The organism is Streptomyces sp. ADI95-16 (assembly GCF_003721495.1).
In the GTDB taxonomy this organism is placed as follows: domain Bacteria; phylum Actinomycetota; class Actinomycetes; order Streptomycetales; family Streptomycetaceae; genus Streptomyces; species Streptomyces goshikiensis.
In genome coordinates this window covers 163,841-185,190 of the sequence record NZ_CP033583.1, presented here as the reverse complement: position 1 = coordinate 185,190, position 21,350 = coordinate 163,841, and the positions used below count along the sequence as shown (strand labels likewise).

At 71.0% G+C, this 21,350-nt stretch carries 16 protein-coding genes and 1 pseudogene; 13 read left to right on the top strand and 4 right to left on the bottom strand.

Going from position 1 to position 21,350, the window contains the following annotated elements; all coding sequences use genetic code 11:
• Positions 1-132 precede the first annotated feature (132 nt).
• The 12 genes and pseudogenes from EES41_RS40735 to EES41_RS40685 all read left to right on the top strand — a co-directional run bounded on the left by EES41_RS40735 (position 133) and on the right by EES41_RS40685 (position 16,116).
• Positions 133-1,386 (top strand): ATP-grasp domain-containing protein, encoded by a 1,254-nt coding sequence (locus EES41_RS40735; RefSeq protein WP_123083551.1) that lies wholly within the window; start codon positions 133-135, stop codon positions 1,384-1,386.
• A complete protein-coding gene (locus EES41_RS40730; RefSeq protein ID WP_123083550.1) occupies positions 1,383-2,654 on the top strand; it encodes an ATP-grasp domain-containing protein in 1,272 nt (423 codons plus the stop codon). Before EES41_RS40735 ends, EES41_RS40730 begins: the two co-directional genes overlap by 4 nt.
• Positions 2,655-2,692: 38 nt before the next feature.
• The gene (locus EES41_RS40725; protein WP_123083549.1) at positions 2,693-3,328 is read left to right on the top strand and encodes a serine O-acetyltransferase; all 636 of its coding nucleotides are present in this window, start codon (positions 2,693-2,695) and stop codon (positions 3,326-3,328) included.
• An 82-nt stretch (positions 3,329-3,410) separates the two neighbouring features.
• The gene (locus EES41_RS40720) at positions 3,411-4,367 is read left to right on the top strand and encodes a PLP-dependent cysteine synthase family protein (RefSeq protein WP_073797093.1); all 957 of its coding nucleotides are present in this window, start codon (positions 3,411-3,413) and stop codon (positions 4,365-4,367) included.
• Positions 4,364-5,596: a NikS protein gene (locus EES41_RS40715; RefSeq protein WP_123083548.1), complete on the top strand. Its 1,233-nt coding sequence runs from the start codon at positions 4,364-4,366 to the stop codon at positions 5,594-5,596. The genes EES41_RS40720 and EES41_RS40715 overlap by 4 nt, the downstream gene beginning before the upstream one ends.
• Before the next feature lie 116 nt (positions 5,597-5,712).
• Complete coding sequence (locus tag EES41_RS40710; protein WP_241197464.1) at positions 5,713-8,280, top strand: amino acid adenylation domain-containing protein; 2,568 nt, start codon at positions 5,713-5,715, stop codon at positions 8,278-8,280.
• 62 nt (positions 8,281-8,342) lie between these two features.
• Positions 8,343-9,956 (top strand): tyrosine 2,3-aminomutase, encoded by a 1,614-nt coding sequence (gene cmdF / locus EES41_RS40705; RefSeq protein WP_123083547.1) that lies wholly within the window; start codon positions 8,343-8,345, stop codon positions 9,954-9,956.
• Between the two features lie 158 nt (positions 9,957-10,114).
• A complete protein-coding gene (locus EES41_RS40700; protein WP_123083546.1) occupies positions 10,115-11,650 on the top strand; it encodes a class I SAM-dependent methyltransferase in 1,536 nt (511 codons plus the stop codon).
• Between the two features lie 146 nt (positions 11,651-11,796).
• Positions 11,797-12,978: an acyl-CoA dehydrogenase family protein gene (locus EES41_RS40695; RefSeq protein WP_123083545.1), complete on the top strand. Its 1,182-nt coding sequence runs from the start codon at positions 11,797-11,799 to the stop codon at positions 12,976-12,978.
• A gap of 27 nt (positions 12,979-13,005) precedes the next feature.
• Positions 13,006-14,220: pseudogene (locus EES41_RS44365) on the top strand (cytochrome P450); the annotation flags it as partial.
• Between the two features lie 18 nt (positions 14,221-14,238).
• Positions 14,239-15,255 carry an alcohol dehydrogenase catalytic domain-containing protein gene (locus tag EES41_RS43675; RefSeq protein ID WP_254211981.1) on the top strand — a complete coding sequence of 339 codons (1,017 nt, stop codon included), beginning with the start codon at positions 14,239-14,241 and terminating at the stop codon, positions 15,253-15,255.
• A 27-nt stretch (positions 15,256-15,282) separates the two neighbouring features.
• A complete protein-coding gene (locus tag EES41_RS40685) occupies positions 15,283-16,116 on the top strand; it encodes a cyclopropane-fatty-acyl-phospholipid synthase family protein (protein ID WP_123083544.1) in 834 nt (277 codons plus the stop codon).
• Between the two features lie 76 nt (positions 16,117-16,192).
• Here EES41_RS40685 and EES41_RS40680 read toward each other — a convergent pair whose 3' ends face one another.
• The 4 genes from EES41_RS40680 to EES41_RS40665 are packed head-to-tail and all read right to left on the bottom strand — an operon-like array spanning position 16,193 to position 19,772.
• Positions 16,193-16,555, bottom strand: coding sequence for a YciI family protein (locus tag EES41_RS40680; RefSeq protein WP_123083543.1), 363 nt, complete (start codon positions 16,553-16,555; stop codon positions 16,193-16,195).
• Entirely contained in the window at positions 16,552-17,946 is a 1,395-nt protein-coding gene (locus EES41_RS40675) for a condensation domain-containing protein (RefSeq protein WP_241197462.1), read from the bottom strand. The genes EES41_RS40680 and EES41_RS40675 overlap by 4 nt, the downstream gene beginning before the upstream one ends.
• A complete protein-coding gene (locus tag EES41_RS40670) occupies positions 17,943-18,206 on the bottom strand; it encodes a phosphopantetheine-binding protein (protein ID WP_123083542.1) in 264 nt (87 codons plus the stop codon). The genes EES41_RS40675 and EES41_RS40670 overlap by 4 nt, the downstream gene beginning before the upstream one ends.
• 12 nt (positions 18,207-18,218) lie before the next feature.
• Complete coding sequence (locus EES41_RS40665; RefSeq protein WP_123083541.1) at positions 18,219-19,772, bottom strand: 4-hydroxyphenylacetate 3-hydroxylase N-terminal domain-containing protein; 1,554 nt, start codon at positions 19,770-19,772, stop codon at positions 18,219-18,221.
• Positions 19,773-19,940: 168 nt separating this feature from the next.
• Here EES41_RS40665 and EES41_RS40660 point away from each other — a divergent pair, with 168 nt between their 5' ends.
• Positions 19,941-21,302 carry an extracellular solute-binding protein gene (locus EES41_RS40660; RefSeq protein WP_123083540.1) on the top strand — a complete coding sequence of 454 codons (1,362 nt, stop codon included), beginning with the start codon at positions 19,941-19,943 and terminating at the stop codon, positions 21,300-21,302.
• The last annotated feature ends 48 nt before the right edge of the window (positions 21,303-21,350 follow it).

The following is a 21,350-nucleotide window of genomic DNA, read 5'->3' as shown; positions in this document are numbered from 1 at the left end:
GGGACTCCCGACCGAGTCCTGTCCCCCACGTCCTCAGGAACGATAGCGATCCCCCTCTTTTTCCGGCAGCCAACGCCGGCCCCTCACTGCTTCTTCGTGAAGTCCCCCGCGTACGAGAGGAAGACGCCTGCCATGACGCACACCGGCGAGCCGAGGAAACGGCTGCTGATGGTGATGCCCTACAGCCAGTTCGTCCGCAAGGCCGCCGAGGCGGGCTTCGAGGTCTGGGCGATCTGGGACCCCTCCCTGCGCGAGCGGGCCTACCTCGACGAGGTCGCCGAGCACGCGCGCGAACTGCTGCTGACCGACTTCTCCGACGAGGCGGGCCTGCGCGCCCTGATCCGGGAGACCGCGCGCGCCCACGCCATCGACGTCGTCCTGCACCTGGGCGCCGAGGACAGCATGGCTCCGGCCGTCGCCGAGGCCGAGGCGCTGGGCCTGTCCCCCAACCCGGCGGCGGCCGTGGGGCTGCTCAACGACAAGGCCGCCATGCGGGAGCTGCTCGCCCGGCACGGGCTGTCCGCCGTCCGGTCCGAGCCGGCCGCGGACACCGCGGCCGTCGCGGCGGCCGCCGGGCGGCTGCCGCTGCCGGTCGTGGCCAAGCCGGCCCGGTCCTCGGGCAGCCGGGGGGTCGGCCTGATCCGCGACGGCGCGGACCTCCAGGAGTGGACGCGGCGCGTCGAGGAGGGCGGGGTGAGCGGCCCGTTCCTCGTCGAGGAGTACCTGGACGGGGCCGAGTACAGCGTCGAGACCCTCACGGCCGGCGGGGTGCACCACGTCATCGGCGTCACCGCCAAGCAGACCACCGGCGCACCCGGCTTCGTCGAGACGGCGCACGTCCATCCCGCCCCGCTGGACCCCGCCGACGAGCGCGCGATCCAGGCGGTGGTCACGGGCCTGCTCGACCTCGCCGGTCACGCCTTCGGGCCCGCGCACACCGAGGTGATCCTCACCGCCCGCGGCCCGCGGATCGTGGAGTCGCAGACGCGGCTGGGCGGCGACCGCATCCCGCTGCTGATCGAGACGGCCTCCGGCTACGACATCGAGGCCGCGATCTTCCGCACCCTGGCGGGCGAGCCCGTCGCCCCGCCCGTCCCCCAGCGGACGGCGTCCGTCGGGTTCTTCCTGCTGCCGCCGGGGCGCCTGGATGCCACCGGGGACCTCGACGCCATCCGGGCCCTGCCCTACGTCCGCGCGCTGCACTTCCCCTTCGAACCCGGGGCCGAACTGCCGCGCACCATCGACTCGTTCACCCGTCACGGCTACGTCGTCGTCGATGCCGGCTCGCCCGCCCAGGCCGCCGACCGGATCGCCGCCGTACGGGAACTCCTGCGCCCCGTCGTCCGCGAAGCGGCCGCCGCCTCCCCGAAGGGAACCCTCCGTTGAGCACTGCCCCCACCGTCCTGCTGATCGGCGGCGTCGACGCCCACCTGGAGCGCTTCGCCGCGCTCGGTGCGAAGGTCGTCCTGATCCAGCATCCTGACAAGGTCACCGCGTTCCAGGCCGACACCGCCGACGTGCTGCTCGTCGTCGACTACACCGACTGGGACACCGTGCTGCCGTTCGCCGAGGCGGCCCGCTCCGTGTACGGGGTCGACGCGGTCGTGTCGCTGACCGAGCCCGGCCTGAACCCGGCCAGCCGGCTCAGCGACCTGTTCGGCCTCTCCGACGGCCGCCGCTACGAGGTCAGCCGCCGGATGCGCGACAAGTGGCTGATGCGCCGCCACCTCGCCGAGCAGGGGCTGCCGGTCCCGCACGCCGCGCTGGTCGAGGGCCGCGCCTCGCTGGACGCCTTCGGGGAGCGGGCCGGGTACCCCTTCATCCTCAAGCCCCTCTCCACGACCGCCGGCTTCGGCCTGCTCCGCGCCGAGGACCCCGGCGACCTCGACCGGGTGTGGGCGCGCATCCAGGAGCTCGACGGCGGGCGCACCGACCGCGGCTCCACCATGTTCACCGTCGACGGATTCCTGATGGAGTCCTACATCGACGGTCCCGAGTTCAGCGTCGAGGCACTCAGCTTCGCCGGCCGCCACGTGGTGGTCGCCGTCACCGAGAAGCTCGTGGACGAGGCGCACTTCGCGGAGCTCGGCCACGCCGTGCCGGCCCGCCTGGACGAGGGCGACCGCGAGCGGCTGACCGGTGCGGTCGAGGCGTTCCTGACCGCCATGGGCGTCACCGACGGCCCCAGCCACACGGAGATCCGCCTCAGCGGGCGCGGTCCCGTGGTCATCGAGTCCCACAACCGGCTCGGCGGCGACCACATCGTCGAACTCGTCGAGGCCGCCTACGGAATCGACATGATCGCCTACGGGGCGGCCTGGCCGCTGGGTCTGACCGAGCCCCTCGACGCCTCCCCCTCGCCCCGGGCCGGCGCCGCGACCCGTTTCGTCCTGCGCGAGCCCGGCACCGTCACAGCCGTGTCCGGCGTGGCGGAGGTCGCGGCGCGGCCCGACGTGATCGCCGCCCAGGTGTCCGTGCGGCCCGGTGACACCGTCCGGCCGCTGCGCGACAACTGGGACCGGCTCGGCTGTGTCGTCGTACGCGCCGCGGACATCGACGGAGCCGTCGAGCTGTGCGAACACCTGACGCAGAGCGCCATCCGCATCGACGTCGAGCCGGCGGAGCCGTCCGCGGCGCGGCCCGTGGCCGCCTGAGCCACGGCGGCCCGCCGCCCGAACCGAGGAGTTGACCGTTGTCCGCACCGACCGCACCCACCTCACTTCTGCTCGTGCTGCGCGAGGACCTCGACGTCGTCCTCGCGCGGGACCCCTCCGTGGCCAGCCGCTGGGAGGCGCTGGGGCACTCCGGCCTGTCCGCCCTGTGGGCCCACCGGGTCGCGCACCGTCTCCACCGGGGCGGGATGCGGACCGCGGCCCGGACGATGGCGCGCGTCGCGCGCCGCCGTACGGGCGTCGAGATCCATCCCGGCGCGGTGCTGGGGCGCCGCGTGTTCATCGACCACGGCGCGGCCGTGGTCGTCGGCCAGACCGCCACCGTCGGCGACGACGTGACGATCTACCAGCAGGTCACGCTCGGGGCGGTGGGCTGGTGGGCCGACAACGCCCGTCCGCCGGGCGAGCGGCGCCACCCCGCGATCGGCAACGGCGTGGTCCTGGGGGCCAACGCCACCGTGCTCGGGCCCGTCACGGTCGGCGACCGGGCGCTGATCGGCGCCATGGCGACCGTCACCGAGGACATCGGGCCGGGCGCGCGGGTCTACGCTCCGCGATCCGTGGTCCTGCCCGCGCCCGGGGAGGCGCCGGCCGTCCCGGACGACGCCACCGCTCTCGATCCGGTACGTCTGCTCGCCTCGGCCGGCTCGTGGTGAGCCGGCCGGTGCGGCCCCCCGCGCCCGCACTCGTACCCCTCTCCGTATCCGTTCCCCGTACCGTCATCCCCGGAGGCCTTCTGTGACCACCGCCATCGCCCCGCCGGCGCGCAGGATCGCCGCCGGCCTGGAAGAACTCATCGGCAACACCCCCCTGGTCCGCATCTCAGTGGCGGACGCCGCGCCCGGTACCGAGGTGCTGGGCAAGCTGGAGTCCGCGAACCCGTTCGCCAGCAGCAAGGACCGGGCCGCCCTGGCCATGCTGCGGGGCGCCGAGCGGCGCGGCGACATCCGCCCCGGATCGACCGTGGTGGAGTCCACCTCGGGCAACACCGGCATCGCCCTGGCCGCGCTGTGCGCCGTACGGGGCTACCGCTGCGTCGTCGTGCTGCCCGACAGCGCGACGCCCGAGCGGATGGGGCTGCTGGCGGCCCTGGGCGCGGAGGTCGTCCAGACCCCGAGCGCCGAGCGGTTCGCCGGCGCCATCGCCAAGGCCGAGGAGATCCAGGCGGCCACGCCCGGGTCCTGGTACGTCCGCCAGCACGAGAACGACGACAACGTGCGCGCCCACTACGAGGCCACGGGCCCGGAGATCTGGCGCGACACCGCGGGCCGTGTCGACGTGCTCGTCGCGGGCGTGGGCACCGGGGGCACTCTGACGGGGGCCGGGCGCTATCTGCGCGAACGCAACCCGGACCTGGAGATCGTTGCCGTGGAGCCGGAGAACTCCCCCGTGCTCTCGCGCGGTTACGCGGGGACCCACCGCATCCCGGGCCTCAACGGCGGCTTCGTCTCCCCCACCACCGACGTCGCCCTCATCGACCGCGTCCTCACCTGCCCGGACGAGGCCGCGCTGGCCACGGCCCGCGCCCTCACCCGGGAGCAGGGCATCTTCGCGGGCGTCTCCTCCGGCGCCGCCGTCCACGGCGCCGCCGCCCTGGCCCGGCTGCCCGAGTACGCCGGCAAGACCATCGTCACGATCCTGCCCGACACCGGCGAGCGGTACGTGAGCATCTTCAACGAAGGAGTCTCCTCATGACCACCCTGATCCTGCACCGCGGCTCGCTGCGCGCCAACCCGTACGAGCGGTGGCTCGCCGACCACGACGAGAAGATCGTCCTGCTGGGCTCCGCGGAGCAGCTGGCCCTGTTCGGCGAGGAACTGCCCACCGGCGCCCCGTACCTGCACGCCGAGGTGCTGCCCGGCTACGACACGGGCGAGCGGGTGCTGGAGCGGGCCGCGGAGCTCGTCGAGGAGTTCGCCGTCACGGACGTCGTCGCCTGCCAGGAGTACGACATCCTGCGGGCGGCGCTGCTGCGGGAACGCTTCGGCCTGCCGGGGCAGCGGCCCGACTCCGCGGTCGTCTACCGCGACAAGTGGGAGATGAAGCGGGCGGCCGTGCGGGCGGGCATCCCGGTCGCCGACCACGTCCTGCTGCGGACCGGCGCCGACCTCGACGCGTTCGCGGAGCGGCACGGGCTGCCGGTCGTCGTGAAGCCGAGGCGCGGGGTGCTCTCCATCGGGGTGTCCATCCTGCGCACGGCCGCGGAACTGGCCGGCTGGCGGGCGGCGACGGAGCTGACCGGGGCCGACGGTGAGCCCGAGTGGCTGGCCGAGGCGTTCGTCGAGGGCTCCATGTGCCACGTCGACGGCACGGTGCTGGACGGGCGCATCGCGACGCTGTGGCCGTCGCAGTACCTGTACGCGCTGGCCGACTTCCGGGACCGGGGCGGCCGGGTGGACATCGCGCTCGACACCGCGGACCCGCTGGCGCGGCGTCTGGCCGCTTTCGGCGAGAAGGTGCTGGCCGCGTTCGGCGGGCCGGAGCACTTCGCGTTCCACATCGAGGTGTTCGTCACCGCCGACGGTGACCTGGTGCTGTGCGAGGCCGCCTCGCGGGCCGGCGGCGCCGGGGTGCGGGACGTCCAGCGGGCCCTGTTCGGCTTCGACCCGATGGAGTACCCGGTACGCCGCCAGCTCGGCCTGCCGGCGGAGCCCGGGCCGCGCCGGGACCCCGCGCTGATCGCGGGCCAGCTGCTGTTCACCAAGCGTCCGGGCGTCCTGCGCGCCCTGCCGGACCCGGCGCTGATGCCGGAGGGGGTCGTCAAGTACACGACGTACGCCGAGGTCGGCGAGACGGTCCCGGACGCCTCCCACTCGGGCGACTTCCTGGCCGCCTTCGTCATCACGGGCGCGGACCGCGCCGACTGCGAGTCCCGCATCCGCGCCGTGGAGACCTGGTTCAAGGACGGCCTCGACATCGGCTGAAGGGACATGGCGAAGTCACGCCCGACTCCGCCGCCAGATCCCTGCGTACCGGGATATTCCGCGATCTCCGCACTTCAGGAGAAGTGCGCGTTGGCGTCCGAACCAACAATGTGCGTGTGAAAATCGAAGCAGAAGCCACCGGCCGGCCGGGCGTGCCGTCGCACCGTGCGAGCACCTCCGTGTTCTCTCGGCGCGCGGGTTTCCTGGCCACCGGCAGCCTCGACCTTCCGCTGCTGCGGGCGGCCTGGCGGACGGCCGTGCGGGCGCACGGCGCCGGGGCGTGGGACGACGGCCAGGTCTGCTTCACCGATCTGATATCGCTCTCCGTAGCGGACCCCGAGCATCTTGCCACGCAGCTGTGCGATCGCTGGGCCGCCGACGCGGCTCCCCGTGGTTCGCGCCCGTTCGCCCGCCTTTGGGTGGCCCGCCTCAACACGTTCGACTACGCGCTGCACGTGGCCGTGGACCGCGTGGCCGACGAGGAGAGCTTCAGTACCCTGCTCGACCTCCTCACCCGGCTGTACGCGGCCGGTCCGGCCGCGCCCGGCTTCCCGGAGACCGGCGCCCCCGCGCCGGCAACGGCCGGATGTGACCCGGCCCCGCAGCGCTGGTACGAAGGGGCCGTCCTGCCCTTCTCCTGGGACGGTCTGCTCAGCACCGGCGTGAACGCGCTCGCCGGGACGGAAGGCGCCTCCCCGGCCGGTGTCGTGCTGGCTGGCCTGCGCGCGCTCCTGCTTCGCCACAGCGGTTACCTCGGATCCGGAACATTCCGCGAACTGCTGGCACGGATGCCGCGGCCGCCACACGGCCCGTGGAGCATTCCCCGCTGCGACGCGGTGTTCACCGACAGGTCCGCCACCCGCGCGTCTCTGTCGCTGGCGGGGATGCGCGTGGAACCGGTCGAGCCGACCACCGTCCGTGTGCCCACGTCCCTCTCCTTCGTCCTGGACGAGGCGGGTCCGCTGCTGGCCGGCCGCCTTGAACACCGGCCCTCCGTCTATGACGGCGGGGCTGCGGCGGGAGTGCTGGACCAGCTCCGCACCCTGCTCACGGCCGCCGTCACCGCTCCGGACACGGCGATCGTCAGCCTTCCGCCGGACAACCCCGAGCGCGCGGACGCCGAGCGCGCGGACGCGGGCCGGGTCTTCGCCCCGGGTGACGACGCGCGGCCGGTACACGTACGGGTCGCCCTTCATGCCGGAGGGAACGGTCCTGCGGTGGTCTGGGCCGGAGGGGCCACCGGCTACGGCGACCTGAACGCCCTGGCCACCCGCCTCACCGCCCGGCTCCTGGCCGCCGGTGTGCGACGGGGCGACCCGGTGGCGGTACGGATGGCGCCCGGGCCTCTCCGCCTCGCCGTCCTGCTCGGTGTCCTGGCCTCCGGCGCGCAGCTGTTGTGGCTCGCCCCGGGCTCCCCGGGAGACCGCGGACGGGCGATGCTGAGCACGCTGGTTCCCGTGTGCATGGTCGTCGACGGCGACCAGGAAGGTGACGAACTCGTCCGGTGGTACCGCGAGGAACTCGCCGGGCACGTCCTGGACGCCGCCGGGCCCCCAGCTGATCCCGGGCAGGCGCCGCCGCCCGCCGTAGGTCCCCGGGACGGGGCGTACGTGGCCTTCACATCCGGCTCGACCGGCAACCCCAAGGGCATACCCCAGTCCCACGCCGCACTCGCCCAGTTCGCCCACTGGATGGGCGGGCAGTTCGCCATGGGGCCGGGAGCCCGCGTGGCCCAATGGGTGGCCCCCGAGCACGATCCTGCGCTGGCCGAGGTCTGCGCGACGCTGGTCGCGGGCGGGACGCTGTACCCCATCCCCGATGCCGTGCGGGTCAACCCGGACAGGCTCGTGCCGTGGCTGGCCGAGCACCGGATCACCCACATCCAGACGGTGCCGAGCTTCGCCAGGGACCTCCTGGACGTCATCACGGACACGGCGGCCTCGGAGCGGCTCGGTGCGCTGAGCCACGTCCTGCTGATGGGCGAGGCCCTCCCGGCTGAACTCGTCGCCGGCCTGGGCACGGCGCTGCCCGGCGCCCGGGTCTTCAATCTGTACGGCCCCACCGAGACCGTCGCCGCGACGTGGCACGAGGTCACCGGTTCGCGCTCGGGCCCCGTGCCGATCGGCCGGGCGATCCCGGGCCGGCAGGTGCTGGTGCTGGACGGGGACGACCTGACCTGCCCGGTCGGCGTCACGGGCAACATCGTCGTGCGCTCCCCCTACGTGACCCCCGGATACCTCGGCAGCACGGACCGTACGGCCTTCCGCCCGGTGGACTGGCTGGACACCCCCGGCGAGAGCACCGGCTGGTACCGCACCGGAGATCTGGCACGCCGACTGCCCGACGGAACCATGGAGTTCCGCGGACGCGAGGACTTCCAGATCAAACTCTCCGGCAACCGGATCGAGCTGACGGAGATAGAAGCGTCTCTGGCCTCCCACCACTCCGTACTCGAGTGTGCAGTCGTGGCGCGGAGGCACGGATCCGCACCGATCCGGCAGCTGTCCGTGCACGTCGTCCCCAAGCGGGGCACGGACGGCCTGCCCCTGGCCACGGCACCCGAATGGCGGGCCCATCTGCGGCGCCACTTCGGCGCGCTGAATCTGCCGGCGACCTTTCACGAGGTCCCGGGACGTCTGCCGCGCAACGCGGCGGGCAAGGTCGACCGCGCCCGCCTGCGCTGACCTGCCCCGGGCCCGTACCGACACCACCTGCCCCTATCCCGAATCCACTTGGAGTGAGTACTTTGACCGCAGTCGAGACTTCTGCCGTTCCGGTCGCCTTCGACGGTGAGACCTTGACCATCGAGAGCGTGCGCAAGGTTGCCGAGGAAGGCGTGCAGGCCAAGATCACCGGCGACACGCTCGCCAAGGCCCGCAAGAGCCGCGAGATCTTCGAGGGCATCGCCGAGCAGAACATCCCGATCTACGGGGTGACCACGGGCTACGGCGAAATGATCTACATGCAGGTGGACAAGTCCAAGGAAACGGAGCTTCAGACCAACCTGGTCCGTAGCCACAGCGCGGGCGTGGGGCCGATGTTCGCCGAGGACGAGGCACGCGCCATCGTCGCGGCCCGTCTCAACACGCTCGCCAAGGGTTACTCGGCCGTCCGTCCCGAGATCATCGAGCGCCTGGCTCTCTACCTGAACCTGGGCATCACTCCCGCGATCCCGGAGATCGGCTCCCTGGGCGCCAGCGGCGACCTCGCACCGCTCTCCCACGTGGCGAGCACGCTGATCGGCGAGGGCTATGTCCTGCGCGACGGAAAGCGCGTCCAGACCAAGAAGGTCCTCGACGAGCACGGCATCGAGCCCCTCCAGCTCCGCTTCAAGGAGGGGCTGGCTCTGATCAACGGCACCTCTGCCATGACCGGACTCGGCTCGCTCGTCGTGGGCCGCGCCCTCACACAGGCGCGTCAGGCCGAGATCGTGACGGCCCTGCTGATCGAGACGCTGCGCGGTTCCACCAGCCCCTTCCTGGCGGAGGGCCACGACATCGCGCGCCCGCACGAGGGGCAGATCGACACCGCCGCCAACATGCGCGCCCTGATGAACGGCAGCCGCCTCACCGTCGAGCATGCGGACCTGCGCCGTGAGCTGCAGGACAGCAAGGACACCGACAAGGACGTCCAGCGCTCGGAGATCTACCTGCAGAAGGCGTACTCCCTGCGCGCCATCCCGCAGGTCGTCGGCGCGGTGCGCGACACCCTCTATCACGCGGTGCGCAAGCTGGAGATCGAGCTCAACTCCGCGAACGACAACCCCCTGTTCTTCGAGGGCCAGGAGATCTTCCACGGAGCGAACTTCCACGGCCAGCCGATCGCGTTCGCCATGGACTTCGTCACCATCGCCCTGACACAGCTCGGCGTCCTGGCCGAGCGCCAGGTCAACCGCGTCCTCAACCGCCACCTGAGCTACGGCCTCCCCGAGTTCCTCGTCGCCGCCGACCCCGGCCTGCACAGCGGCTTCGCCGGTGCCCAGTACCCGGCCACCGCCCTCGTCGCCGAGAACCGCACGATCGGCCCGGCCAGCACCCAGAGCGTCCCGTCCAACGGTGACAACCAAGACGTCGTCAGCATGGGCCTGATCGCCGCCCGCAACGCCCGTCGTGTGCTCGACAACAACAACAAGATCCTGGCCGTCGAGTTCCTCGCCGCCGCCCAGGCCGTCGACATCTCGGGCCGCTACGAGGGCCTGAGCCCCGCGGCGAAGACCACGTACGACGCCGTGCGTGCGCTGGTACCGACGCTGGGTACGGACCGGTACATGGCGGACGACATCGAACTGATCGCCGCCGCTCTCTCGCGCGGCGAGTTCCTTGAGGCCCTCCACCGCAACACGGACCTCGAACTGCGCTGACCCCGCTGCCGCGACCCGTACGGCCGGCTTCCCCGCCGATGGCCGGGAAGCCGGCCGTACGGCCGAAGGCCCGCGGCACGGCACAGCGCCACGGCAACACGGCCCGTACAAGGCGGCCGGCACGCACCGCACTCCTCGCCCGAAAGGACGCGCCACCCATGACTCTCCGACCGGTCGGCCCGACGACCGACGCCTCGCTGACGGCCCTGCTCCAGAACTCGCCGGACCGCATCGACGAGGAGTTCCTGCGCCTGACAGGCGAACTGTGGAAGGACGGTGAAGCCACCGAGGAGGCCCTGCCGGCCATATCTGCATTGTCCGCCGCCCTGGAGCACGCCGACGAGCACCGCCAGGGCTATCTCGCGCTGCTGCTCGGCCTGCTCTGCGAGACCGAGCACATCGCTGCCGACCGTCCCATCACCACGGCGGTCCGGGCCGGCCTCGACCGCTATCTTCCGCTGCTCACCGGGTCGGCCCCCGGCGGTCCGCTCCAGCTGGCCGCCGCGTACCTGCTCTCGCACCTGGCCGACGACGCGGAGCCGATCCTGGCTGCCGTCGCGGAGACCGATCTGACCCCGGACGACCGTACCCGCCTGGAACGCTGCCTCCAGCGACTGGACCCGCAGAACGCGGTCCTGGGTCGGGTATGGCCCTCACCGTACGAGTGGCAGCTCAGCGCCGACGAAGTGGCATTCGACCAGAGCTGGATCCAGAACCTGAGCCCGCAGGCGCTGGCGGCGACCTGGGCCAGCGACACGCGGTCGGTCTTCGCCTACACCGGTGCGAAGGCCCTGTGGGCCCTGCGCAACGGAACGCCGACCGTGGTCCACGACACCAGCGTCCACGCAGGTGTCCGCCCGGCCGAGCCCCCGGCGCCCCGCATCGAGGAGTTCAGCCGGTTCTCGGACGTCCTGCGCTGCCCGGGGTGCCACGCCGACCTGGCGTTCGGCTCCGAAGGCGCGGCGTGCACCGCCTGCGAGCGCACCTACCCGCTGCCCTACGGCGTCCTCGACCTCTCAGCGGGCGCCGGGGACAACCACGGGGAGGCGGACGTGCTGCAGAACGCCGCCGCCATGCAGGGCATCGGATTCCACTACGAGAACGTGCTGCGGCCGGCCTTCCTCAGGGTCATGGGCCAGAACTGGGGCGGGGCGGTCACTCCGGCGGACGAAGACGCGTACCTGGCCGAACACCTGGGTGGCGCGGGCGGTCCGGTCCTGGACGTCGCCGCCGGCGCGGGCCGCTGGACGGCGGTCGTGGCCGAGTCCGCGGGTGCCGCGAACGTGCTCGCGCTCGACCTCATCGCTCCCATGCTGGCGGGACTGCGAGCCCGGCTGCCCGAGATCGCCACGCTGCGTGCAAGTGCCCTCGCGCTGCCCGTCGCGGACGCCTCCCTCGCGGCCGTCAACTGCTGGAACGCCCTTCAGGCACTTCCCGACGCACAGGCGGCACTCGAAGAGATCGGCCGCGCCCTGCGCCCGGGCGGACGGCTGACGCTGTTGACGTTCCGCTGGGGTTGCGACCCGGTCTATCGCTACTTCCAGGGCTCCCACGCGTTCCCGGGGAGCCCGGACGGCATCAAGCTGTTCGAGGTCGAGCAGATCCGGACCTGGCTGAATGGGGCCGGCCTTTCCGTCGTCTCGGAATCCGGTCCCGGCAGTTTTGTGCTCATCACCGCGGAGAAGCGGGCTTGAAGTCCCCGGTGTGCGGAGGGCCGTATCTTCATCCGCCCGCCGCACACCGGGTCCGCCTTAGTCAGCAACATTGAAGATGGAGCGGCAGCTGCTGCGGTGCAAGGATTCCTTCGGCCCCATCAGGTGACCGATATCAGGAGAATTCCATGAAGACCATCGAGGCACCGACGCGCGAGGAACTCGTCCGCCGCGCGACGGACCTGATTCCGCTGCTGAAGAAGAACGCCCTTTCCGGCGAGGAGAACCGGCGTCTTCCCCAGGAGACGGTCGATGCCCTCGCCGAGGCCGGAATCTTCAAGATGCGCGTTCCGCACCGCTTCGGCGGCTACGAGTCGGACATGCGCACCGTCGTCGACACGCTTGCCGAGATCGCCCGCGGCGACGGCTCGGCCGCCTGGGTCGCCTCCGTGTACGCCATCAGCTCGTGGATGGTGGGCCTGTTCCCCGACGAGGTCCAGGACGAGATCTTCTCGACCCCCGACGTGCGGATCAGCGGCATCCTCAGCCCGTCGGCCATGGCCCACCCGGTTCCCGGCGGGGTCGTCGTGAACGGCAAGTGGTCGTTCAACAGCGGCGTCCAGGACAGCCACTGGAACACCAACGCCGCGCTCCTGATCGGCGAGGACGGCCAGCCGCAGCCCGTGATGCTCGCCATCCCGGTCGCGGAGCTGACCGTCGTGGACGACTGGCACACCGCCGGCCTGCGCGGTTCGGGCAGCGTCACCACGATCGCCGAGAACCTCTTCGTACCGGAGCAGCGCGTCCTGCCGATGGTTCCCGTGCTCCAGGGCCAGCACCGCTCCGTGCTGAACGCCGGCTCCCCGCTGTACAGCGCGCCGTTCATGCCGACCGCCTGCGCCACCATCGCCGCGCCCGCGCTGGGCCTGGCCCAGGCGGCCAAGGACGCCTTCCTCGACCGTCTGCCGGGCAGGAAGATCACCTACACCTCGTACGAGAGCCAGCAGGAAGCGCCGCTGACGCACCTTCAGGTCGCCGAGGCCACCGTGAAGATCGACGAGGCCGGGTTCCACGCCTACCGCGCGGCCGACATGGTCGATGCCAAGGGAGCCGCCGGTGAGGAGTGGACGCTTGAGGAGCGGGCGCGGATCCGCCTCGACCTCGGCGCGGTCACTCAGCGCGCCAAGGAAGCCGTCGACATCCTCAACACCGCGAGCGGCGGTTCCTCGGTCTACGCCGAGGTGCCGATCCAGCGCATCGAACGCGATGTCCAGACGCTGAACCTGCACGCGATCCTCCACCCCAACACCAACCTTGAGCTGTACGGCCGGATCCTGTGCGGCCTGGAGCCGAACACCGTCTACCTGTAAGCACACCGAAAAACTGTGGAGGACTTCCTGATGGACCGATGCCCTGTCGCCCTGGACCCCGCGGGCAGCGACATACACGCCGAGGGCTCCCGTATTCGCGAACAGGGACCGGTGGCCCGGATCGAGCTGCCCGGCGGCGTACTGGCGTGGTCGGTCACCGACCACGCCGTCGCCCGGGAAGTCCTCAGCGACCACCGCTTCTCCAAAGACGGCCGTCGGCACTTCGACGCCTACGTCAACGGTGAGGTCGGCGAGGACTTCCCGCTGATCGGGTGGGTCCTCATGGAGAACATGACCACCGCATACGGCGCGGACCACACCCGGCTGCGCAAACCGTGCGCGCACGCGTTCACGCCGCGCCGGGTGGAGGCGCTGCGCCCTGCGGTGGAGGCGATCACCGCCGAGCTTCTCGACGCACTGGCGGCCGTCCCGGCCGGCCAGGCCGTCGACCTCAAGAGCCTCTTCGCCCACCCGCTGCCGGCGAGGGCCATCTGCGACCTGTTCGGAGTTCCGGCGGATGCACGCGCCGACATGCTCCGGGGCGGTGAGGTCAACGTCGACACGAGCATCTCGCCGGAGGAGGCCGCGGCCAACGTCGAGCGCTGGCACCAGGAGATGCTCGACTTCGTCGAGTCCAAGCGTCGGACGCCTGGCGACGACCTGACCAGCGACCTGGTGGCGGCGCAGCGCGAGGACAGCTCCCTGCTCTCCGACGACGAGCTGGTGGGCACACTGCACATCATGCTGGCCACCGGCACCGAACCCGTCAAGAACCTCATCGCCAACGCCGTGCTCGCGCTCCTGACCCACCCGGAGCAGCTGGAGCTGGTCCGCACCGGGCAGGCCACGTGGCAGGACGTCATCGAGGAGACGCTGCGGGTCGAGGCACCGGTGGCGCACCTGCCGTTCCGCTTCGCCGTCGAGGACGTCGAGATCGGGGGGGTCACCATTGCCAAGGGTGAGCCCCTGCTGGTCAATTACGCGGCAATCGGCCGCGACCCGGAGGTCCACGGAGAGGACGCGGACCGCTTCGACATCACCCGTGCCACCAAGGAGAACCTCTCCTTCGGCCACGCCATCTACCGGTGCATCGGTCAGCCCCTGGCGCTGCTGGAGGCCGAGGTCGCGCTGTCCGCCCTGTTCGAGCGCTTCCCGCACCTGAGCCTGGCGGTGCCGGCCGAGGAAATCGGTCCGCAGGGCACGTTCATCATGAACGGCGTCGCCGAGCTGCCCGTGCTGCTCGACGCACGGCCCACCGCGATGAAGGCGGCCGTCGTGGCGGAGGCCGGCGCGGAGTGGGAGCTGCGCGACATCCCGGTCCCGCAGCCCGGTCCCGGCCAGGTCCTGATCCGGGTGCGCGCGTCGGGCATCTGCCACAACGACCTGTGGCTGACCGACGGCCACTTCCCCTTCCCCCAGTTCGACCCCGTCGTGGTCGGACACGAGGCGGCCGGAGACGTGGTCGCGGTGGGACCGGGCGTCACCCACCGCAAGGCGGGCGACCGGGTCGGCGCCACATGGGTGCAGGGCACGTGCGGCAGCTGCGACTACTGCGAGCTCGGCCTTCCGCTGACTGGGCAGTCCGGCATGAACTGCGCCGCGCCGGTCATGAGCGGTCTGACCGTGCCGGGCCACCACGCCGAGTACATCGCGGTACTCGCCGACTCCACGGTGCTGCTGCCCGATGCTGTCGGCTACGAGCAGGCCGCCCCGATGCTCTGTGCCGGCTACACCTCCTGGAGCGCGCTGCGCGCCGCCGACCCCAAGCCGCACGAGCGGGTGGCCGTCCTCGGCATCGGCGGCCTGGGCCACCTGGCACTTCAGTTCTCCCGCGCCTGCGGCTTCGACACCGTGGCCATCACCCGCTCCCCCGACAAGCACGAACTGGCCCGCGAGCTGGGTGCCTCCGTCGTCGTCGCGGATGGCGAGCAGCTGCGCGCCGCGGGCGGTGCCGACGTCATCCTCGTCACGGGGACGTCGTACGAGGCGGCCACCGATGCGCTCAAGGGTCTGCGGCCCAACGGCCGGCTGGTGCTGGCGACCATCGACCCGGAGGGCTCGTTCACGATCGCCCCCGACAGCCCTGTGTGGGCCCAGCGCCAGCAGATCATCGGCGCCACCCACAACGGTCTGGAGTACCTGGCCGAGGCGCTTGAACTGGTGGCGGACGGCAAGGTCGAGCCGATCATCGAAGTCTTCCCCAAGGAGCGGATCGCCGAGGCCGTCGCGCTGGCCGCCAAGGGCGACATCCGCTTCCGTGCCGTCGTCACATACTGACCCCGCCGGCAGCCGAAAGCAGGAGAGATGAGCACCCGAACAGCGGAGGCGATCACCGGCGGCGAGCGGTGGGACCAGTCCTCGCCGGTCTCCGACGTCTTCAACGACGGCCAGGCGCACCTGTCGTACTGGTACGGCCCCGACGATGCGACCCCAATGGCCGAGGCCTCCCGCCGGCTGACCCGCAAGGTGGCGGACGTCCTAGGCGTGCGCAGGGGCGACCGGCTCCTGGACGCCGGCTGCGGCCCCGGCGGCCCCTCGCTCCAGATGGCCGAGGAGACCGGGGCCACGGTCACCGGTGTCACCATCAGCCGGTTCGAGGCCGACGCCGGTACGCGCAAGGCCGCCGAGCGTGGCCTGTCCGGCGTCGCGTCCTTCGAACACGGCGACTACGCCCGCCTCGGCCACCACCCGGACGGCTCGTTCGACGCCGTCATGGCCATGGAGTCACTCCAGTACGCCCCGGACCTGTCGGAGGCGCTGGCCGAACTGTTCCGCATCCTGCGGGCCGGCGGGGCACTGACCATGACCGACTACACGCTGGCACCGGGTGTGGGCCGAGACGAGCGCGACCAGCTCGCCGACCGGCTCGCCCTGCCGCACCTCCAGCCCGTCGAGGGCTGGCTGGAAGCCCTGGAGGCGGCCGGCTTCGCCGTCGAGGAGTACACGCAGTGCGGTCCCCGCGTCTTCGGGCTGGGACCGAAGTACGTCGAGGCCGCCGAGCAGACCCGGCACAAACTCGCCGCAGCGTTTGGGGAGGAGGCGGTCTCGGGCCTCAAGGACGCGATGGCCGACTTCTTCAGCCCGGGCGCGGAGCGGATCGCGTACAGCATCGTCACCGTGCGCAAGCCGCGGAATTGACTCGCCGGCGTCACACACGTGAGGGCCCCGCCGCTACCAGCGGCGGGGCCCTCACGTGTGTGCGGTACCGGCGGTGCTAGACGACAGCGCCCGCCTCGTGAATGACCTCGCGGACCTCGACCGCGGTGAGCTTCGCGTCAGGAATCAGCGCCGCGAGCTCGACGGCCCGCTCCTTGGAGGGGACGTCCACGACGTAGTAGCCGCAGAGGAAGGACTCGTGCGGAACGTAGGGGCCCTGCGCGGTCTCGACGGCGCCGTTCCTGACCTTCACCGTGACGGTGTTGACCGGGAAGTCGAGGGCCTTGGTGACGACCATCTCACCGCTCTCGCGGATCACCTCCTGAAAGGTGTCGTGGCCGTCGAACACCTCTTGCTGCCGCTCGGCGGCAAGCGACTCCCACAGGGCCGGGTCCATGTGCATGATGAGCAGGTACTTCACGTGTCGTCACTCCTGGTGGGGCGGATTCGCAGGTCGGTCAGTGTGGTGTCGGGGGCCGCGAGCAGTTCTGCGAGCACCCCTCGGAAGCCGGCCACCAGACGGTGGACCGTGCTCTCGTCGTAGAGGTTGGTGCTGTATCCGAGTTCGCCGATGAGGTCTCCGGACGCGTCGACCTCCAGGCACAGCAGCAGGCCGTCCGGGATGTCGGAGCCGACGGACTGGGACAGGACCTTGCGGCGGATCGCCGAGTACTCCAGCGGTCCCACGGCTTCGCGGTCCATCGTGAACGGTGTCTGGATGACCTGGAACACGCAGGAGGCGAGGCCGTCGACGGCGACACGCTCCATCAGCGCCGGGGCCTCTTCGAGCACGTGCGCCAGCGGGATCTCCCGCGTGTAGGCCTCCAGGCAGGTGGCGCGCGTGCGCTGCACCACGTCACGGAAGGTGGCACAGCCGGCGAGGTCGGTGCGCAGCGGAAGGAAGTTGAAGAACGATCCGACCGCTTCCTGGAATCGTGCCTGGCTGCGGCCGGGCGTGAAGGTCGGAACGACGATGTCGTTCTCGCCCGTCTCTCCCTGGAGGAAGACGTTGAAGGCGGCCAGCAGGACGATGAATGCCGAGCTGCGGGTGCCTATGGCGATCTCCGCCGTCGCGGAGCACAGGTCGGGGCCGTACGAGAAGCGGTGCCACGCGGTGGAGAAGACGGGTTCGCGGGAGCGCAGACGGTCGGAGGGCAGGGCCAGCGCCCGGGCCCCGTCGAGCCGGCTGCGCCAGAAGGCACGGGCCGGGCGCCCGGCTTCCAGCGCCTCGTCGGTGCGCTGCCACTGGGCGTACTCGCGGTACTGGGGTGCCTCGGGCAAGGCCGGACCGGGGAAACCGGCGCGCGCGGCGTAGAACGCGGCGAGGTCGCGGAGGATGACCTGCATGGACCAGGCGTCGACCGCAGTGTGGTGCGCAATCAGCGCCAGGACCGCGTCGTCTTCGTCGAACCGTCCCAGGACCGCGCGCAGCAGCGGGAGCCGGCGCACGCTGATGGTGTCCGCGGCGATCTCGTTGAGGAGTTCCTCGGCGAGGAGATCGCGCTCGTGCGAGTCCACCGGGTCGGTGGCGGGCAGTTCCCGCACCTCCAGGGGCACCGCACGGGGTTCGAGGATCCTCTGATGGCCCTGTGCCCCGTCACGGACGACCGTGGTCCGTAGTGCCTCGTGGCGCACCACCACGTCGTCGAGCGCGGCCTGGAGCACGGCGGGGTCGATGCGGCCCCGGATCCGCCAGCCGTCGACTATGTGGAACCGCGGCCCAAACGGGCCCATGTCGTCGCCCTTGTCCCACAGGCACAGGAACTGCTGCTGGACCGAGAGTGGGACCACGGGGGCCTGGGTCACGCTCACGCGGCGTGGCTCGCGCCGTCGTCGGCCGCGGCCGCGGCCGCGGCCGCCACGGTGCGCACGAACGTGTCCCGGTCCGGATCGTCGAACAGGACGCTGATGTCGAACTCGATCCCGAGCTCCGACTCCAGGCGCGCCACGATCCGCATGGCCGACACCGACTGTCCCGACAAGGCGAAGAACGAGTGTCCTTCCTCGCCAAAACCGGGCTTGAGCACCTCGGTCCAGATCTGCGCGGCACTCTGCTCGACACGGTTCGTCACGGGTTCTTCTCCTCAGCCATTGAGCGTTTGATTTCTGATCTTCCGCAGGTCGTCGAAGGAGTCGAGGTCCGGAACGGTCCAGCCATTCAGGTCGTACTCGGACAGGCACTCGTCGACGAAGCCCTTGTACTGGTCCAGCTGGCCGCTGACCGTCTGGGCGAACAGCATCTCCACGCGGGTGTTCTCGTGGTTCCCAGCGTAGTTACGCTCGTAAAGCTCGTGACGGCCGCCGAATTCGGTGCCCACGGCGTCCCACAGGAGCTTCATGAGCTTGACCCGCCCGACGGCGTCCGTACCGCCCGAACCGCGGACGTACTTGTCCAGATACGGACGGATCTGCGGATTAGCGAAGTCGTCGGCGCTGGAATTGACGTAGATGAGGCCGCTGGCCACGTCCTGCTGGATGATCTCCTTGATCCGCGGGTAGCCGATCTGCATGAACCAGCGGTAGGCCATCCCGTACTGGGGGTTGGGCAGCAGCGCGCCGTTCTTCCACTCGACGGGATTGCGGGCCGCCGCGTCCGACAGCCCCCAGAACAGGTTCCGCCAGGCCAGCACCTCGCCGAGCCGGCTCTGCACGCCCCGAAAGTCGCTGGTGCCGGTGATCTCCAGGGCCTTGGCCAGCAGACCGGCCAGGAATTCCAGCTTCACCGCGAGCCGGGTGCACCCGTGGAAGGTGAACCGCTCGGGGAATCCGGACTTGGCGGTGAACATCTGGACCTTGCCGAGGTCCCCGTAGATGAAGACGTTCTCCCAGGGGATGAGGACCTTGTCCATCACGAGGATGGTGTCGTTCTCGTCCAGGCGCGAGCTGAGCGGGTAGTCGAAGGGGCTGCCCATCATGGCGGCGTTCGCGGCGTAGGAGGGGCGGCAGATGAGCTTGAGCCCCGGTGCGTCCATCGGAACGGTCGCCACCAGCGCGAACTCGCGTTCCTTCACGGGAAGCCCGTAATGCGCGATGAAGTTGTAGTGGGTCAACGCGGAGCCGGTCGCCACGACCTTGGCCCCGCTGACCACGAGGCCCGCGTCCGTCTCCTTCTCCACGTGGACGAAGACGTCCTTGACCTGGTCCGGCGGGAGGCTGCGGTCGACGGGCGGGTGCACGATGGCGTGGTTCCAGTACAGGACCTTCTCCTGCGATTCCCGGTACCAGTGGCGCGCGTTGTCCGCGAAGGGTCCGTAGAAGTCCGCGTTGGCACCGAGGGTACCCAGGAAGGAAGCCTTGTAATCGGGGCTGCGACCCATCCACCCGTAGCTGAGCCGGGACCATTCGGCGATGGCCTGCTGATCCGCCACGAGATCCTCGACCGAACGCGGCGTCGTGAAGAAGCGGTGGGTGAAGCCATCGCTCCCGGTGTCCGTCGCGGTCGTGAGGACCTTTTGCTTCTCCGGATCGTGGAGGGCGTCGTAGAGCCGCGCCGTCATGCGGATCGGATTGCGGAAGGCGGGATGCGAAGTGACGTCCTTTACCCGGTCCCCGTATATGTAGACCTCACGGCTGTCGCGGAGGCTCTCCACATATTCGTCACCGGTGAACGGACGTGTTTTCCGCCGCTCTTCACCCATGGTCTTCCTCTCCTCGCCCAGGGCAACGAGTCTGTCATCCGGTCCGCCACACGGCCTTCTCCCAGATTGCCGCTTTGAGAGCACTCCAGAAGATGCGGGGGCATCCTCGGCTGCCGAGAATGGGCCCCAATGTCTTTCGCTGGTGCGCGCGACCGGAGGCCGAAACCCATGACCGACGAGGTCGTCCTTGATGTCTGGCTCAACGACTACCCGGTCGTGCCCCTGTTCCTGAGCGAGACGAGAAGCCTGGCCGAAGAGTTCGGCCGGACGCACCCCGGCGTCAGGGTGGAGGTCCGGGGGATCGACCACCTTCGCCTGCCGGAGGAGGTGGCCCGTGCGGCCGCCGGGGGGAAGCCGCCTGCGATCGTCCAGAGCTTCTACACGTCGACGCGGCTGGCCGGCGACCTTCGGGCCGCGGACGGATCCCCGCTGTTCACCTCCGTCGAGAAGGCCATCGCGGGCCGCGACGAGATCCTGGACGTGCCGGTACGACTGGACGACCTGGTGACGGCCGCGCGCGACTACTACACGCTGGGCGACGAGGGGCTGTTCGCCCTGCCCCCACTGACCTCGACCACGCTGCTCTACGCCAACACCACGCTGCTGGAGGCGGCCGGGTTGAGCGAGGTCCCGACGACCTGGGCGGGCATCACCGCCGCGTGTGAGGCCGTCGCCGCCCTGGAGGGCGGCCCGGCGCACGGGATCACGTGGCCCAACCACGGCTGGATGTTCCAGCAGGCGGTCGCCCAGCAGGGCGGACTGCTCGCCTCCCCCGGAAACGGCCGCTCGGAGCGCGCCGCCGCCGTCGAGCTGGACTCGCCGGCCGTACTGTCATTCGTCCGCTGGTGGCGCGAGCTCCACGCGGCGGGCCACTACCTCTACACGGGCCTGCGATCTGCCGGCGACGACACCTATCCGGCGTGGGAGCGCAACTACCGTGCCTTCGCCGGGCAGCAGGTGGCGTTCGTACTCAGCACCTCGGTGGAGGCCGACCGCATGGTCCAGGCCGGCCGGGACGGCGGATTCCGCGTCGAGGCGGTTCCGATGCCACGCCCCGAGGCCGTCCCCTACGCGGGAAACGTGATCGGCGGCGACTCGCTGTGGCTGACCGCAGGACTGGAACCGGCGGAGCAGGACGCCGCACTGGCCTTCCTCCTCACCTTCCTGACGCCCGAGAACTCGGCCGCGCGGCACAAGACGAGCGGTTTCATCCCGGTCACCCGGTCCGCGCACGCCCTCCTGGAGAAAGAGGGCTGGTTCGAGGAGAACCCCCACCACCAGGTGGCTCTCGACCAGCTCGACGCGGGCGACCGCTCGCTCGCCTCGCGCGGCGCTCTGCTCGGTGACTTCGTATCGGTGCAGGACGCCATGACCGCGGCGATGCACGACGTGCTCGTCTCGGGTGCCGACCCGGCCGTGCGCTTCGCGCGGGCGACGGCCGAAGCGCAGGACCTGCTCGACGACTACAACGCACACTGCCTCGGCCTGGTGCCCGGACCGCGTGGGCCTCACCGGTTCCGGGTCGGCTGACCGGCCGGCCCTTCATCCGCTCCGTACCCCGCCAGATCCTTCAGGAGG